At 47.1% G+C, this 17,743-nt stretch carries 15 protein-coding genes and 1 other RNA gene; 2 read left to right on the forward strand and 14 right to left on the reverse strand.

The annotated features are described in order from the left end of the window. Position 1 precedes the first annotated feature (1 nt). The 3 genes from D8Y20_RS06035 to D8Y20_RS06045 form a co-directional block, all read right to left on the reverse strand. Positions 2-1,195 carry a hypothetical protein gene (locus D8Y20_RS06035; protein WP_147434026.1) on the reverse strand — a complete coding sequence of 398 codons (1,194 nt, stop codon included), beginning with the start codon at positions 1,193-1,195 and terminating at the stop codon, positions 2-4. Positions 1,196-1,758: 563 nt separating this feature from the next. Beyond that, positions 1,759-2,832, reverse strand: coding sequence for a hypothetical protein (locus D8Y20_RS06040; protein ID WP_147434027.1), 1,074 nt, complete (start codon positions 2,830-2,832; stop codon positions 1,759-1,761). A 134-nt stretch (positions 2,833-2,966) separates the two neighbouring features. Next, positions 2,967-3,713 carry a CAP domain-containing protein gene (locus D8Y20_RS06045; RefSeq protein ID WP_201265551.1) on the reverse strand — a complete coding sequence of 249 codons (747 nt, stop codon included), beginning with the start codon at positions 3,711-3,713 and terminating at the stop codon, positions 2,967-2,969. Positions 3,714-3,933: 220 nt separating this feature from the next. Between D8Y20_RS06045 and D8Y20_RS06050 the strand changes: the two genes are divergently transcribed. Then, the gene (locus D8Y20_RS06050; protein WP_121542143.1) at positions 3,934-4,908 is read left to right on the forward strand and encodes a hypothetical protein; all 975 of its coding nucleotides are present in this window, start codon (positions 3,934-3,936) and stop codon (positions 4,906-4,908) included. A gap of 472 nt (positions 4,909-5,380) precedes the next feature. Continuing rightward, positions 5,381-5,477, forward strand: an RNA gene (gene ffs, locus D8Y20_RS06055) — signal recognition particle sRNA small type. Positions 5,478-5,705: 228 nt separating this feature from the next. Here the strand turns inward: ffs and D8Y20_RS06060 are convergent. The 11 genes from D8Y20_RS06060 to D8Y20_RS06110 all read right to left on the reverse strand — a co-directional run. Further along, a complete protein-coding gene (locus D8Y20_RS06060; protein WP_236075284.1) occupies positions 5,706-6,056 on the reverse strand; it encodes a YdbL family protein in 351 nt (116 codons plus the stop codon). Between the two features lie 13 nt (positions 6,057-6,069). Beyond that, on the reverse strand, positions 6,070-6,240 hold the full coding sequence (locus D8Y20_RS13895) for a YnbE family lipoprotein (RefSeq protein ID WP_370050582.1): 171 nt from the start codon (positions 6,238-6,240) through the stop codon (positions 6,070-6,072). Between the two features lie 105 nt (positions 6,241-6,345). Continuing rightward, positions 6,346-9,135 carry a YdbH domain-containing protein gene (locus D8Y20_RS06070; RefSeq protein ID WP_161957588.1) on the reverse strand — a complete coding sequence of 930 codons (2,790 nt, stop codon included), beginning with the start codon at positions 9,133-9,135 and terminating at the stop codon, positions 6,346-6,348. Between the two features lie 268 nt (positions 9,136-9,403). Beyond that, positions 9,404-10,162: a TIGR00266 family protein gene (locus tag D8Y20_RS06075; RefSeq protein ID WP_121542146.1), complete on the reverse strand. Its 759-nt coding sequence runs from the start codon at positions 10,160-10,162 to the stop codon at positions 9,404-9,406. Between the two features lie 85 nt (positions 10,163-10,247). Then, a complete protein-coding gene (locus D8Y20_RS06080) occupies positions 10,248-11,561 on the reverse strand; it encodes a methyl-accepting chemotaxis protein (RefSeq protein WP_236075285.1) in 1,314 nt (437 codons plus the stop codon). A 56-nt stretch (positions 11,562-11,617) separates the two neighbouring features. Then, positions 11,618-12,457, reverse strand: a complete 840-nt coding sequence (locus D8Y20_RS06085) for a protein-glutamate O-methyltransferase CheR (RefSeq protein WP_121542148.1) — start codon at positions 12,455-12,457, stop codon at positions 11,618-11,620. A gap of 5 nt (positions 12,458-12,462) precedes the next feature. Then, entirely contained in the window at positions 12,463-13,497 is a 1,035-nt protein-coding gene (gene cheB, locus D8Y20_RS06090; protein ID WP_121542149.1) for a chemotaxis-specific protein-glutamate methyltransferase CheB, read from the reverse strand. 67 nt (positions 13,498-13,564) lie between these two features. After that, positions 13,565-14,032 carry a chemotaxis protein CheW gene (locus tag D8Y20_RS06095; RefSeq protein ID WP_201265552.1) on the reverse strand — a complete coding sequence of 156 codons (468 nt, stop codon included), beginning with the start codon at positions 14,030-14,032 and terminating at the stop codon, positions 13,565-13,567. Beyond that, on the reverse strand, positions 14,025-16,994 hold the full coding sequence (locus D8Y20_RS06100) for a chemotaxis protein CheW (protein WP_121542151.1): 2,970 nt from the start codon (positions 16,992-16,994) through the stop codon (positions 14,025-14,027). The genes D8Y20_RS06095 and D8Y20_RS06100 overlap by 8 nt, the downstream gene beginning before the upstream one ends. Before the next feature lie 8 nt (positions 16,995-17,002). Then, positions 17,003-17,374: a response regulator gene (locus D8Y20_RS06105; protein WP_121542152.1), complete on the reverse strand. Its 372-nt coding sequence runs from the start codon at positions 17,372-17,374 to the stop codon at positions 17,003-17,005. Beyond that, on the reverse strand, positions 17,371-17,743 hold a 373-nt coding region (locus D8Y20_RS06110), incomplete at its 5' end, for a hypothetical protein (protein ID WP_236075287.1). The genes D8Y20_RS06105 and D8Y20_RS06110, both read right to left, overlap by 4 nt.

The raw sequence follows: 17,743 nt of genomic DNA on the forward strand, positions 1-17,743 counted from the left end.
ATTAGAAAAAAGTTGTTAGAAGCATATAGATATCAGTTACCTTGGGCATATTTCTTCCTTTGTATGTTTTCTGATATTCAAGCTTGGCGATTATCGGTAAAGGAATCACTTTCTGTTGCCAGGCTTCAATACCACTCCAGGAAACAGAGGCCCGCCACTGATCCGCTTTTATATCAGTAAACGCTGACAAGGCTGCTGTATTTTGTCCTCGCGCTGACACAAAGCTATCTCTACTTTTTATATAACGGTGCCATGTTCCGGCAGCTCGCCAGTTGCCAGTATGCACGCCCAACTCGACATCATATTCCCAAAAGTCGCCCAGATTGCGTGTTAGATTTTCCTTGCTCGCTGCAGTCGCCAGCAACTGTCCGGGAGCTGGAACGCGCTTCGTGACATGATCTTTGAATTGAATCGTGCGTTTTGTCATAACACGAACATCCAGTAGGTCTCCAAAATCATTGAAATATTCTAATTGTAATAGTGCATCATTACTTCCATCATCCAATGGAACATCAAACAAATTATCTGGATTGTCATTGTTTGCCAAACTCATACGCAAGCCCGATCCAGCAACCAAAGTCCCATAACTGCCAGAGTAGAAGCGCCACAACACTCCCATAATAAATTCGCCAAAACCACGTGTCTTCGTAGATGCTATTGGTTCATACGCATAGCCAAAGGCTGGGTTTGTGAGAATGACATTTATATCAGAAGCCGTCATGGGAGCCAGTGCTCCTGCCCCTACAGGAGCGAATGGGAAATTCGCAGGCCCGATGGCAATCGCTGGATTAAACAACGGATTAAAACCTATATTGCCATTTCGCACAGAAAAACGTGTATCTGTCTTTGTTTCCCCATAATTAGAAATTATTCCAACCGTTAAATCTTTTGTAATACCATAGCCCAGTGTTAGTTGTGCCCTTTTCAGCCTTGTTGAAGCACTAAAACTGGTCGTGCCTAGTGAAGCACCCGGCCCAAAAAGAGTCAGGGCTGGAAATATGGCGTTGTCCAAACTGACAGCATTCAGTTCAGAGCCCAGTGCATGAAGATTCCCGCTGTTATCATACCATTGATCGTAGGTGTTGCTCCGGCTTTCAAGTTGCACCACCCACCGCCCTTGCGGGGCAAGCGGTGCCAGCGCATGCCGGGATGAACTAGCGAGAGGCTCAGCGAATGCTGAAGAAATTAATGCCAATGATACGCATTGAAGCAAGGCGAGAACGACAATATGAGTTCGACATTTCATTTAACACCTCTCCCCATCGACCCCGGGGTATCCATTCATATCACTGAATACTCAATAACACTCTGACACGCTTACTATTTTGGTGTCACTATATATCCAATGCAAATTGTCTCATGAGATCGGAGGGGAAAATCATCAAGTCTCAATGCCTAACATCCAGTTTAAGAAAACAGAGTACCCCGGGATGTTGCAAAGTGAAGATAATTTTCATTGTAGAGAATGAGCAGTACATTATGCCCCTCTCTGAGCGGCTCATTTCTTCTATTGTTCTAAACACTGGAATCCGCAAAGCCCTTGCGCTAAAGCAACCCTCAAAGCGCTGAATAGCCAATTTGACCGCTTTTGTGCCCCCTGCCTCTGCATATCAACACAAACAGTATGAGACCTAAACAAAAAAGAAGGCGACCGATAAATCGGTCGCCTTCTTCTTAAACATGCTTTAAAACAACATGAAATGAAACCGTCTAAATCCATCCACAAACGTGATAATGGACGGACTTAGACGAAATCTATTAATATGTTAATGTACCATTGACTGTAACTGTTGTTGCAATCGCAGTATTGGCAGGCAATTGCGTCATTCCTGGAAGCTGAACATTGGTAAACGTTGCTGTTCTGGCCTTCTGGTCGACTACAAGACCAGCAGTTGCCTGCGCGGTTGCACCCCAATTGAAGTACGTAGTTGGGGGAATACCACCGGTCGAATAAGCCAGTGAAGCCCCTGGAAATAGATTCGCAGCTACACCCGGATGTGCCAGCACCACGGTAACAGATAGTGTCTTTCCAGCCACTGCATCTATAAATGTCCATACCACATCGGTAGAGAAAACATTATTGGTATAAACAGCAGCCGTGAAATTCACATTTGCAGGAAGCATAGGGTCACCGGCAATCGTTAATGTACCACCACCGGCACCTGCTGCGGCACCACCCGCGATATTAATACCGGCAATACTTATCTTTGCATTGAATACGAACGGTTTAGCGTTGATCTTAATGCCAATACCAGTTCCAGGGGTAACAGTGACTTGCATGGTATCCATCATGCCATCAATACCGGTGCCGTTGGCAGAAAAAGCAGTTGTAAAAAAGTCATATGTCGTTGGATCAAGGCCCGCAGCTGTTATTTGCGTCGTGAAATTGGCATTCACCGCTTTTTGCGCATTCAAAATAGTCGCCGCAGTGATACCTGTACCGTTCCATGCGGCATACAGCGTCGCCAGATCAACACTCCCTCCGGCTAAAAACATGGCCATATTGGTTAGAGGCGTAAGGTTCACTGTTTGAGTGACGGAACTCGCATAGGAGTAAAGTGCAGGAGCACCATTAGCCGGCACAACCTTAATCATAAAGGGAGGTGTCATTCCTGTAGCATTCAGAGCAAAACTACCATTTACTCCTGTAGCGATATTAATTTCTGTTCCTTTTGCATCCCTGACATATACAAAGCCAGCAATCGGGGCTCCTGTAGCGGTTGTACCTGTTAAGGTAGTCAGCCCTGTTGAAGCGCCTCCTCCACCACAAGAAACGACCAAAGCTGATACCACCAATAGCAGTAGATATTGTTTTATCATTGAATTATTCACACGCACTCCTTTTGAACGAACAAGTGCGCAAACAATATCATCCTATTTTAACTGCACATCCCCTCGATCAGGGGGGAGGGACTCTTTTTTCTCCAGCATCCCGGCCTAGTAAGGTGCGAGAGATCAATTTGATCTTAGTAAGGTTTTTTACCCCTCCAGTTACCTGGAGGATCATAATTACAAACCCACACTTCAGTGTGATCACATTTAGCCATTCCACAGCCCACCTTCCGGCTATTTCTCCATACTACCTGCGTATAATGACCACAGGCACCACTGCAACTATTCGTGTTATAATCATAATACTGAATCTCGTCATACCACATGCCGACAACACGCTCCGGCTCCATCTCCATGCCTTCGGCCCAAGCAATATTTTCACCGTATTTGCGTTGTTTATCTGTGCCGCGTCGATGCTTCATTTTGCAATCATTCTGCTGCTGCAACTGATTCGCCCATGTCTGAGCATATGCAGCGATATCCTCATCCCAGATCAGATCGGGAAGCCCGCCCCCTGTGACGCTGCGTTTTTTATTGTGCGCATCAGTAATGCCGCGCAACACTCCAGGCTCCTTGCCAACAATGATGACAGGTTCGGCCCGGTTTCGTTTAGCCGGATTGATAATACTGCGTCCTTTTTTATCAAACACCGACGCTGGATCAATACTCGTGCCATTGACGATCACAGTATTACCGGAAGATCCCCATTGCGATGATAGTTTACTGACTCTTATTTCCTGCCCATCCATATCGTAATAGACCCATTTCTTGGCCAGATATTCATACACTGTGTCTGTTGATTGCCTGTCATAAGCCTCGGCAGTCGCAGATAAACAGAAAACGACAGCCATGAACAACATGCATATTTTCACTATTCTCATACACACCTCCAGAGCAAAACAATTATTGGATATGATTTACCTGTACTGACTGAAATAATTATTTTGTACACCATCGCCATACATAACCACGCTTCATTTTCTCAATCACCCCCCCTATTCGAGGGGGTGCATTTCAAGTCAACAGAGACATACTCAGCCCTGACACTTTTCAAAGTAGCTCGTCTGTTGTTCTAACGCAAATCATAAAAAGGAGAAATTTATGCGCCTGGTTATTCTTACATCGATAATACTTGCTCTTTCCGCTTGTGCCGGGGCCAAGCAAGCGAATGATGTCGCCCCTACGGTAGAAAAAGGCGGTCTGCTCGGCCTCTCTACAGTCAGCGACATCGAACTTAAAGGCAAAGAAGCCGTTAAAGGAGAGGTTAATGTTGCAGTACCTTACTTCAAAGTAGCCTTTTATACCGAGCAAACGCCAGGTGGCTATACAAACGGTTCCGGCGACAAACACATCATTCACTCAACGCTGGTTGGTGTTGATTCTGCACTGCTACAGAAAGTAACTGATCAGGCATATGCAAATTTTGTAAGCCAGTTGAAACAGAAAGGTTTTAATGTACTACCAACATCTGCGCTGAACCGCTCCAAAACATACAGCGCCATCAAACAGACCAATACGCAATATAAAGATGAGGCTCTGTTTGGCCCTGATGCCATTTATGTTACCCCAAGCGGAATGCGCGTATCCGATGCAAGCATCACGCGTATGATCGAAACCAATAAGATCATGAAAGAACTCAACACCTCTGTCATGGATGTAACACTATATGTCAGCTACCTGAGCCAGTCATTCAACAAAGCCGCTGGCTTCGTGGTCACCTCTATCAATGTTGGCCAAACCACCACGGTGACTCCCGGATCAATGATGACTTTTTACGGCTTAGAAGCATCTAAATGCAACGGTTATTGCCCCAACACCGTCGCATACGCCACACTTGGTCAGCCGGTATTTGATACTGAAAAAGTTGGCGTACTCAAGAATGTCACCTCCTCAACTGACAAAGCTGGCGATGTGGCATTGACTGCACTTTCATGGATGACGAAGAGTGGCACTAAAATACATAACACAGATCGCTTTGAACTCACTGCCGATCCGAATAAATACGCAAAGGTTGTAACCGGTGTCATCAGCAAAGCGACTGACAAACTGGTTTCGGCACTGGCAGCCAACCGGTAATTCATTACCCCGCCAATGTGGAGCCACGGCTTACCGTGGCTCCATTTATTGATAGATGCATGTTCAGCGCTATCTGGCTCCAGAATAAGCAGCTGTAATTTTATACATGCTAACCATGCCTGCTTAAAAAGCGTTTCATTCTTAAACAAACCCCGCCACCTCTACTGATGACAAAGTAAACGCTTATTAATCACTATTATTCAGTTCGGCTTCCGATCATTCCTATCTTTATTTGACCCATCCACCAGAAGGCCAAACGCACATTTATTCAAAGGCTAACTTTCAACTGGCATGCCGGGAGTGTATGCGCTAAGTTTCGGGAAATTCTTGATAACGATTCTTGGCAACAAGTGACTTACAAGGAATGCTTGGTGTACAGATGATCGTAGCACCGCCAGTTTACAATGGTTCTGAGCATATATCTCAAACCATGATACCCGTTTCCACCCGAGTGGAACCCAAGTATCGCCCAGGTCGGGCCCCGCACGGCGGACCCCTGTGAACCCCGTCAGATCCGGAAGGAAGCAGCGGCAGCAGGACGAAGCGCGTTGCGGATCTGTCCGGCCTGGGTGGTGCATTTTCCCCACACCTTTAAATAAGCGCTTATTGTTCTGTGAATATCCAGAATGCCTATCCGCTCATTCATCATTTGTGTGGCCGCCTGAAAAAACACTACCGGCATCATCACACAAGCAAGCCAACGCAAAAAAGGAGTCCGAAGACTCCTTTCATACAATAATACTCCGGCATAATCAGTAGCTGTTTATCCAACCAAGACAGACGGCCTCTGCAGCCTGTTACTTTTTCACCCAGCCACCTGATGATTGGATATATTGTCCCGGCGGTGTTTTATTGATCGCTTTTTTAGCCGCCATCTGCTCAACAGCCTGCAGAGAAGTGCCATTCTTACTGGCAATACGCTGATACACTGCCCGGCGCTTCTGATTGATATCCTGAACCATGGCGCGAACATCAGCAGGAGCTGAAGAAACCACGCCAAGATAACCATTAAGCTGCTCGCCAATCTGTCCGGCAGCTTTGGCTGAACGAATATCGGCTGACCATGCACTGCTTGCTCCGGCCACGATCATGGTAAGGCTTACAGCCAACACGGCCATGAAACGAAATAGATTCTGTTTAATTTGCATATCCATACCCCTTCTAGAACAAGCCACTGTCTTCAGACAAAACGTTTTCCAACGCTTTATCAACTTTGACACTGATTTCATGCTCAATTTTAATATTCATATTGATAGTAATAGGTTTATCTGATGGTGCGATTGTGACTGTCGGACTACACGCAACGAGCACGCAGGGAAGCATTGCCAACATTAGGGTCATACGGAGATTTCTTTGCATATTCATTTACCTCACGGTGTAACAACGACTACAGTGTAAGAGCATAGAATCTGCATGCCCGGATGTCTATATGAATAGTTACTGCTTGCGGAGTTCTTTTTGCACCTTCTTCTCCACAGCACCACCAATTCCTCCCGCCATATTCAGCCCCTGCATCAGCTTAAGCACATTCTCTTCAATATTAAAGTTGAGTTCGACAGCCCTGCCATTTTCATATTCCGGGTTTTTGCCTTTCAGTTTGATATTCATCTTCAACTCACCATCAGGAGTATAGTTCGCGCCTATATTCAGCAGCTTGTAATGAAAGTTATGCATAATATCCATGACCATTTTTGTTGCTTGATCAGAGGCCGCAAGATTGCGCACCGATTCCGTACCAAGATAACGAATCAGTCCATCGACATTGGCCGAATGCAACACTCCGGCCGTCATTTTCAGTCCATCACTGGTCCAGTCAAAAGGTAGTTCACCATCCAGCAGACCTTGAACCTGCAAGCCCTCTTGCCGCCTGATTTCAGCCACCTGCCCTGCATCCATATGTTTTATCTGCACCAGAAATGGGTTGCTGGCCCTGGCAAGATCAATAGAGATCTTTTCACTGGAAACCAGCCCCCCCAATGCTTCAGCCTTGAGTTGATTAATCTGTATGTTCGCCAAACCGGCAAACGGATAGGCAAAGGCCGCAGACATACTGATATGATGAACCGGCACACCTGCATCAAGCCTGTCCAGGCTCACTACAGCCGGAACCATCAACAAACGCTTCTCATCAACGTTAAAGTGCAGATTCCCACTAAGACCTGAAAATTTATTCGTTTTATAAAACCCTTTCAGACCTGACAGCTTCAGGTCAAAACGCGCATCCATATTATTTTTCTGTTGTCTGTTTTTCTGCCATTGTACGCTGCCCTTGAGATCCAAGACTCCACCCTCAATGGCATAGTTATCATGGCTATCAATGATTCGGGAAAGATCCATTGCCCCGGCACCAAAGGTCAGCTGCTCGGCAGTAAATTCAAGTAAGCCCTGCTGCTTAGCCTGTATATGTTTCAATTTCCAGACCAGATGAACACCAGCCTCAGGAGCATCCACTTTCCCAAGTGCTGAAAGCTGTTTTTTTGAAAGATCAAATGAGCCTGATACATTACTCTCAGGCAGTTTCATGGTCGGAGTGGTAAACTTGATGCCACTGGCAACAAAACTACCTGACGGAGAGAAGATAGAGCCCTGATGCAGGTTTATATTCAAACCCCGACTGGCAAAGCTATTCTCCTGCAACTGCAAGCGTGGCAGCACTAGGGCGATAGATGTTTTATTGACAAGATTCACAGCGCCTTTCGGCATGATGGCAAACGCTATCGGCCTCATTGCTTTGATATTCACATATGAGACAGCCTGATCGCCAAGGTGAACATTTTTCACCTGCAATGTACTTTTCTCAGCGATATTGAAATGCCATGCAGATTCGGAAAGCTGGCGACTGAGCTGCCAGTTAAGCTGCTCACCATGTTGCTTAGAACGCATATTTCCGGCAACGGACACCTGCTTGTCTGAAAGTTCGAATGTGCCTGAAAGATTACTTTCAGGCAGCGACAAAGCCGGCGATACCAATGTAATCGCCGCCGCAGTAAAGCTACCCGATGGCGTAAGCAGGCTTCCCTGCTTGAGCGCCAGAGATATCTTTCGACTGGCCAGTTTCACATCCTGGCTCTCTGCTGTTGGAACCATCAGTTCAACAGCGGCTTCCTGCACAATGCTTATCTCATTGCTCAAACGGATTCCTAAAGGTTCAATAAAGCGCAACTGAGCAGAGGGGATGTGTATATCATTGATGCGGATATTTTTTAGCCGCAAAGCACTGTTCTCAGCAATCGCTGCCGACCAGCCCGACGCAGTCAGTGCGAAAGAGCCTGAAAGGTGCGCCAGATCGGCATGCATTGCTTCTTGATCTCCAAACCTTAGCTGTGATCCATCGACAATATCCCAGGCACCCATGCCCTGCTGGAAACTCACATTCAGATTCAACTTGCCATGGGCATCATCTGAATCCGGCCGGTGCAGTGCCGCGTCCAGTGTAAAAACAGCTGTAGCATCCAACTGCTGCAATAGCGGTTGGCTACTTTGGGCAGGCAACGACAGCTGCCACGAACCATGCAAGACACCTTCCATCTGTTGCTCAGACATATTCAACCACGGCTTGAGCAATGCGAAAAGTGGCGCAATTGCTACATCTGTTTCACCATCGACAGTGAGGTCATTCGCTGTTTTACGCATTGTTGTTTGCACATCAATAATAGATATATCGCCCTGAGAGAGCGCCGCACTGACCCCGTTCTCCCTGTTCATCTCCAGTGTTAACTGCACACCTTTCAGATGAGACGCTTCATTCAACGCCACAGACAGCCCCTGATCGGAATATCTCGCATATCCTCTAATTTCCTGGATCACCTCACCCTGCTGATTCTGTTGCTGCAATTGAATATGACGGATATGAAAGCTGGAGAGCGGGAGAGATTCCAATAAAAGAGCCGGGGTCGTCAGCACCGGAATAGCTTCAGCATTCGACTCGGAAGTAGTTCGCAAGTTCAGTGCCGCAGACTCCAGCGACACATCTTCAACCCGCTTCTCCATCAAGCCGGCAAGCGTGTAACTGATATCCGCATCTGTAATATCAAGCTCAAATGAGGCGTTTTGGTCTTTACAATAAAGCCTGTTGATATGACTTTGATGCCAACCGACACCGCCAATATCAACCACAGCGTCACGGCATTGCTGCTGAACCAATATATTTTCTACAAGCTTCGCTCCCCATAATGGAGCACTAAACCAGATAACTGGCAGAAGCAGTATGAGTAAAGTCGCGAACAAAAAGATGAAACGCCTGAAGTTCATCATCATATTTTATGAATATTATAAACAAATAGCCAGATTTAGCCGCTTTCTGATAGGGAAGTCGCAATAAAATGCATCAAAGCATTCACCGCAATCCCCTAGGGGAGCCTCTCTTTCACAAGCGTTGTCACCTTCAGGACGCAGAGTAAAAACAAACAACTCTGTTATTTTGACTTTCCTTGCGTAACTCTGCGGTGAAAAAAACTGAATAATGAAAACAAAACCAGTGAAGCTTTCTGGAGCCTTAGTCTTCGCCTTTTGCACCACCACCCGCCGATGGAGCATTCGCCAGAATGCGATCGGCCAGGCGGGAGAATGGCAAGCTCTGAACCCACACCTTACCGGTGCCGCGCAGCGTAGCTAAAAACAGCCCCTCTCCACCAAACAACATGCTTTTCAGGTTACCTGCACGCTCAATGTCATACGAAACTGTCGATTCAAATGCGACCAGACAACCGGTATCTACGCGCAGGGTTTCATCATTCAACTCTTTTTCAATGACCGTACCGCCAGCATGAATAAAGACTAAACCATCACCACTTAGCTTCTGCAGAATAAAGCCCTCACCACCAAAAAAACCGCGTCCCAGTCGTTTACTAAACGCGATATCAACCTTTGTACCCAGAGCAGCGCACAAGAAAGAATCCTTCTGACAAAGCAACTCGCCTCCACAGGTAGACATATCAACAGGCACCACAGACCCCGGATAAGGCGCTGCAAAGGCCACATGGCTCTTATTAGCAGCGCCGGCATGGGTGAAATGGGTCATAAACAGTGATTCACCGGTAATGGCGCGCTTACCTGCGCTCCACAATTTGCCGAACATGCCGCTTTCAGCTTCCGAGCCATCGCCCATCTTGGTTTCAAAAACGATGCCCTCTTCCATATAGGTCATAGCACCTGCCTCAGCAATCACCGTTTCACCCGGATCCAGTTCCACTTCAAGCAGCTGCATGCCATGACCGATAATCTTATAATCTACTGCGTGACAACGTCTATCCATTTTCCCTCTCCTGCGTTTTTTGATTGTTCATGATAAGTCGTAAAGAGTCCATCCATGGGCGCGTTGATGACTTTTCACGACGTCATTATTCATTGCTCTGGAGCTGCTCAAGCAACGCAACAACCTCACCTGAAGGTATGCCCAACTGCTCGATGAGTGAACTGGCTGCCACTTTGTCACCTTTGTTGAATTTTTCAACGGTCTCCCTTGCCAGGCGGTGCACTTCTGCATGTGGTTTTTCTAATGCTGTAAATGCCCTGTGCTGGCCATATAGCTCCTTTCCCTCAGCATAATACCATTTACCAAGCCTGCAGTGACGATGATCGGCAACATCATCAGTGGCAATATGTTCGTGCCCAAGCATCATATCTATCAAGCGTTTTTTCCACAGCATATGATCGGTTTTGGCAAGGCTGAGAACCCCTTTCGTAACCTTGTTCTGTGACAAACTACCCAACTGTTCCCTGATACCCGACTCAAGATCCCGCATCTGCCCAACAGTATGGCCTACTTCGTGGGCTGAGGTGCTCACCAGTTCTGACACTTCATGCGTGCGTTCAGCGATTTCCTGCGAAGCGTCACCCTGATCAGAAGCTGCTGCTCTGATATGTTGAATCTGTTCTGAAACCAGACTAAAGGCCGTGATAACCTCCTGCATGCTAAGTCCGGCATCTTGTGCGGCGGCTCCACCTTGCTCTGCATGCTCTACATTTTCTCCGAACAGGTTCACCACAAGCTTAATCTCTCCCTGTAGCTGACCTATTTTACCACTAATTTCTGAAGCTGCTTTTGCTGTCTGCTGTGACAACCCCTTTACTTCGCCAGCCACCACAGCAAAACCCTGACCGGCTTCGCCAGCCCGGGCGGCTTCAATCGTGGCATTCAATGCAAGCATATTCGTCTGCCCTGCAATGCGCTGAATCGATGCCACAATTGAATCTATTTCGCCTGAGTACAACACCAAACGCTCAACATTTTCCCTGGCCGTACGTGCGCGCTCTGCCAAATCACTCAACAGCTGCAAGGCATTATCCACGGAGGCTGATCCATGATTAGCCGCCTCTACGGCCTGTGTAGAAAGCCCTACGGCCTCTTGTGAACTTTCTGCAATCTGTTGATTGGTCGCTGCCATTTCCTCGGTTGCAGCAGCCATGGATAATGTTCGCTCATCAATATGGGACATGCCGTCCGCCATACGGCTCATCGTCGCCAGCACCTCGAACATGCTCATGCAGTTCACTGCCTGACTCTCCATTAAACCTTCAATCATGGTCTCAAGCGTAGCACCCAGATGGTTGACCGTTGCCACCATTGGATCATCACCTGCTGCCCTATAGGTAAAGTCACCTGCTGCAAATTGCTCAAGTGTAGCTCTGATACTTTCATTGTTTTCCATCATACGCTCCTCTTGCATACGTCAATCGACACGCTCTTTCTACATGCCACTTCAAATCATTACTTTGCTGCCAGTTGCCAGACAGGCCTGTTTTCAAGCCGATGCACGGTCCATTTTGAATGATTACCCGTTACCATTTCACCGGCTCCCGTAAATAACCACCCACCTGCAGTCATTACCTGGGCAATCGCATCAATCACCTGTTTACGTTGCTCCATATCAAAATAGATCAACACATTCCGACAAAATACGATATCAAACGGGCCATGCTGTTTGAGTGAACTCGCCAGCATGGGAGAAATCAGGTTTCCCTGTTGAAATTTCACCATGGATTTCAGGTTCGCTTTTATCTGCCAGAGCTGCGAACCCTGTGCATCAAAATGAGCTCTCAGATGTTGTGCTGATAGCCCCCGCTGCACCTCCATTTTTTTATACAGCCCTTGTTGCGCATAATCAATTGCACCCGCGGAAATATCTGTTCCGATAATTTTCACCCGGCTTTCCGCGCCGGCAAGGGCGTCTTTGGCCATCATGGCTATAGAATAAGCCTCCTGACCTGTAGAGGCGGCTGCCGACCAAATCCTTATCGAGCCAGACAAACCTTTTTCTCTGACCAAGGTGGGAAACAGATGTTTTTTTAACACTTCAAATGGATAATTATCACGGAAGAACAGTGTTTCATTGGTGGTCATCTTATCCAATACCAGTCTTGCCAACGCGCCCCGTTCATCTCTGCGTATCATGTCAATCAACGTATCCAGCGAAGCTATACCTTGACTGCGTGCCAATGGCAGCAAACGTGTTCGAATAAGATAAAGTTTATTTGCATCAATAGCCTGGCCTATTTCACGACGCACAAAAGCAGAAAAATATTTCAATCGATCACTACTTATTGACATTGTAATCACCCACAGCAAATCCGTTTTATCGCATCTCCAATCTGATCAAGCGCCAGTACTTCGTCTGCGGCCCCCAACTTCACAGTTTCACCGGGCATTCCCCAAACCACACTACTTTGCCTGTCCTGAGCAATGACTTTTCCACCAGCCTCTGACAATGCGGCCGCACCAGCCGCACCATCCACTCCCATGCCAGTGAGTATCACGGTTAAGGTCTTTACTCTTCCAGCCAGTTTATGCAGTGAACGAAGCGTAACATCCACAGCAGGTTTACAGTGATGTACGGCAGCGCCGTCATCAAGTCGCACCACAAGCTTGCCGGGCGCATTTTGTTCAATCATCAAATGCTGTTCTCCGGGTGAGAAATAAATATGACCCGCTTTCAGACCTTCTCCATCCTTGGCTACACAACACTTCAAACGGGTATCCTGATCCAAACGGCGGGCCAGTGATTCCACAAATAGTTTAGGCATGTGCTGTACAACCACAATGGGAAAGGGGAAGTCTGCGCTCAACACCGTCAACACATCATAGAGGGCGGCAGGACCACCTGTGCTTGAACCAATAACAACGATGTCAGGTCTGAAACGACGAAATGACCTACTTGGTCGCGATACGTTCACACCACGGTAGGAACTATGCATCCGCCCTGCCGCAGCCCGAATTTTTTCTCCCAGTTCATTGGTCAATGTTTTCACAGGCTCTGATACGCTGGCTCTGGGCTTAAGGACAACATCAATCGCCCCTGCCTCCAATACTTGCACCACCCGTTCAGCATCATCTCTGGTTTCAGCTGCTACAATAATCGTTTTTATCATTGGATATTTCACCGACAATACAGCCAGTGTTTCCATGCCGTTCATGCGGGGCATATTCATATCCAGGGTAATGACATCCGGTTGTAGTATTGCAATCTTCGCCAGTGCATCCTGTCCATCGACAGCTTCACCAACAATCTCGATATCACTGCATGTCCGCAACGCCCGCACCAACAACTTGCGATAAAGCGCGGAATCATCAACCAGTAACACCCGAATCATGAATAATATACCGCTACAACAGGTCGCTTAGTCATCACGCCGGCATCGATCATAACAAATACCCTCATCAGTTCTGCTGCTCAGGCATACTCATATCTATCACCTTCTTAATATCCAGCAGTATTAAAATGCGTTTATGCTCTTTCAATACACCGCGGCAGACACATTTCCAATTTTCTTCCAACGATTCAGGCGTGCGTTCAAATGCTCCTGCATCCATCTCAATCACTTCGCCTACTGCATCCACAGTCAAACCAAAATTTTCCACCGCATCTGTTTCTATAATAATCGTTCGGTAATTTGTCTGTTCTGCATCTATGTCAATATGAAGAATTTTACGCAAATCCAATTCAGTAAGAATTCTGCCACGCAGATTGATCAAACCATTGACTGCATCGGGAGCCAGAGGAATAACCGTTTTCATTTGTGGCGTCACCACTTCTGAAAGCTGCTGTACAGGCAATGCCAGCCACTGCTCTGCAACCCTGCACGTCAGTAATCTTGATCGCGTTTGCACCATGTCAGAATCAGGCATATTCATCTCCCTTGCCAAGTTCGCCATGATTTATCACCTTGGCATCAAGAACAGGTCTGGCTACATGCTGTTCACGAGGTTTCCGACCAAGTAGCCTGGTTAATTCATCAAGCAACACTTCACGCTCAAATTTTTTCACACATGCTTGGAACAGTTTACGGCGCTCACCAATATCGGATGCTTCCAGACTCGATAAAGAAACAATGGGGATGGAAGCAATATCCACCTGATTTCGGATCCATTCAGCCAATTCAAAACCATTCACCTCAGGCATTTCCAGATCGGTCAGAACAACATCCGGTTTATGATGCTGCAATATTTCCTGCGCCTCACGCCCGTTGCGTGCCAGTAAAATCTCACAGCCCAGAGCTTCCAGAGCAGGCAGCACAAGATTGCGATAGAACATGGCATCTTCAACATAAAGGATACGCTGTTGACGTTTACGGCGATCACCAGACGCATTAAACCAGTTTGGAATCGCTTTCTTTATCACTTCAAAAATATCAATGACTTCAGTCGAGCGGCCTTCAATCACGGCAGTCCCTAAGAAACACTCCTCTGAACTCTCAAGGTGTATTTCCAAATGCTGTTTCACAATATCCACGATTTGATCAACCTGAAGGCACAAACGTCTTCCCTGATCTGCAATGATCAGACACGGCTCAATACTTCTCGCTTCGATCGGCTCGACATCCAATAATTTCGAAAGTCTTAGGACCGGAATAACCTGATCCCGATATTGCAACACTTCCCGTCGGCCGGATAATTCTATTTTCTCAGACAGCACTTCTTCTATGCGCTCTACAAGCGCCATTGGAATAGCGTACCATTTCTCACCCAAAGCAAACACAAGGATATACTGACTATCTTCAGATGCAGCGCTGATCACATCACCACAGTCGGCTTTAACAATCTCAAGCTCCTGGCCCTGACGTAAATCTTTCGTCAGACCGATACAATCCAGAATAGGCACAACCATGCCATCTCCGAGTATGCTGCAACCACCATAAAGATCGAGATGCTGAAAATGCTGTCCGAGTGGTTTCACAACAATCTCTTCAGCACCCAATATGCTATCAACACCAATACCAAATTGATGCTCGCCCACATTTATGACTACAACAGTACATTTCACGCCTTCAGAAGCTTTGATACTGAGCACATCATGCAGAAACACGATCGGCAATAAACGGCCTCGCAGTCGATAAAATGCACTGCCAGCCACATTTTCCCAACCATCTGCATTGCGTTCCATGCTAATTAACTCTTGTACCATCAGTTGAGGAATTGCGAAATGCTGACTACCACTCTCTGCAATCAAGGCCGGAATAATCGCCAGTGTAAGAGGGATACGAATATGCAGTGTGGTGCCACTGCCCAGTTCGCTGTCAATTTCAACCGTTCCACCAACACTCTCAATTTCGGAACGCACAACATCCATTCCCACACCACGGCCTGACAGATTGCTGACAGATTCAGCCGTAGAAAGACCCGCATGAAAGATGAGCTGTAAAGCTGCCCGGTCGCTGACCGTTTCTGCCTGTTCGGCACTAAGCACGCCCATTTTCACCGCTTTTTCACGAATTTTATCGGCCGGAATACCACCACCATCATCTTTCACATCAATCATGATAAAACCGCTTTCCTGTCGTGCGGAAAGTGAAATGACCCCCTCCTCAGGTTTCCCGCGTTCTAAACGCAGCGCAGGCACTTCAATACCATGATCACAGGAGTTTCGAATAATATGTGTCATCGGATCTTTCATCGCCGCCAGGATCGTACGGTCGAGTTCCGTCTCCTGACCATCCATTTTAACATCAATTTTTTTACCTAGCTGTTTAGTCAGATCGCGTAACAGTCTCGGTACGGTGCTCCACAAGGTGGATATTGGTTGCATACGTGTATGCAACAGTTTTTCCTGTAGCAAGGTAGTGGTCTGGCTGATATTGCGGCACGTATGCACCAGATCGCTATGTTCATTCTGCTCGACCAGCCGAAGCAGACGATTTCTCGACAACACCAATTCACCCACCTGATTCATTAACTCATCAAGCAGTGCTACATCTACTCGAATGCTGCTTTCAGCTGGTGTTTTTCGTGCCACTTTGACCGTACTGCTCTGTTCTTTCTTCACAGCCACAGGGGGGTCAGAAACCGGGGCGGCTTCTGACTTGTCCCCACTCCCCGCTTCCACTTCTTTCGTTACCCCGGTAAGGACTGACTGCTCAGGTGCCTGTGGCTCAACAATTGTTTCTGCAACCACTTCTGTATCCACTTCTACAATCGGTTCTATAAGCGGATCTGCGCTCAGATCCTCTTCAGTCGCTTTCTTCACCTCGACCTTTTGACTTTTTGCCAAGCCAAGAATTTTTAATGCCTCAGCTGGCTTCACGCCTTCAATGCTTCTCAGTTTTTCAAAGCCCGCAGCCAACACCGCCTGAGGAGTCATCAAATTAGCCTCGCCAAGCAAGGCCACAAGGTTTTCATCCATACCTTCCAACCAGAGGGTATCTTCTTTCTGATCACTTTCTGAGTCAGAATTGCTTGCCTGGCTATCATCGCTATCGGCATGGCCCGAATCGACCATACGCTCCGCTGCTGTCAGGCGCGCACATAAATCTGAAAAATCGAGTTCAGGTTCTGCACCATTCTCTTCCAGTCCCGCAACCAGAGCTTTGATGGCGTCGCTGTTTTCAAGCAACAGGGAAACCAGATCGCTATCCACATGGAAACCTTGCGCCCTTATTTTTCCAAGCAGATTCTCTCCGGCATGCGCAACTTTTTCCAACCGCTGTAAACCAAGAAAACCACAGTTTCCCTTGACGGTATGGATAACTCTGAAAATTGCACCCAGTATTTCACTATTGCCCGGATCAGCCTCCAGGCTCAATAAGGAATCTTCTATCGAGGAAAGGTTTTCATTACTCTCGGTAAGGAATTCGGCTAGCAGTTCTTCGTCCATATGTGCTCCTAAAACAACATGCTTCCAACAACTTCAATCAGATGGTCAGGTTCAAACGGCTTCACGAGCCATGCTGAAACGCCAGAGCCATGTCCGATGGCTTTTTTATCTTCACCGGACTCCGTCGTGAGCATGACAATGGGTGTTTCACTATATGCAGGCAATTCCCGAATGTGTCGAATCATGGTCAAACCATCCATATTCGGCATATTCAGATCCGTTAGGATCAAATCAAACGTGTCGGCCTTTGCTGCTGCCAAGCCTTCTGCACCGTCCTTGGCTTCCACCACCGCGAAATCGACACTGGCTAATGTGCGTTTGACGGTCATTCGAACCATCATAGAGTCTTCTACTATTAGAATTTTCGGTGCGCCACTCATAATTCATCCCTCAAAACCAATCTCTCTTCTTCCATCACATAGCGCCCGGCAACTTCATCCTTCCAGCTTGCTTCTCCAGTACCTAGCGCCTTTGTCGCCTTTGACCAATCATCCAGACAAGATCGAACATTATGTAAACGTTGCATGACGCGATCGATATTCTGCAATTCGGTCAAAGCATCCATGATATCACTTTCTACTTCTGTGCCTGCTTGTTTTTCCAACACTTCAGATAGCTTTATCAATCCATTTTCTGTTGATTCATTCAACAGGCTTAGTGCACCTTCCACCTGACGGGACAACACCCTTAACAAGCGAGGATCTGCTTCGGTAGGCCATATTTCCTGCATCACTTCTCCTTCGAGAACA

This window comes from Mariprofundus sp. EBB-1, assembly GCF_003665155.1.
Classification (GTDB): domain Bacteria; phylum Pseudomonadota; class Zetaproteobacteria; order Mariprofundales; family Mariprofundaceae; genus Mariprofundus.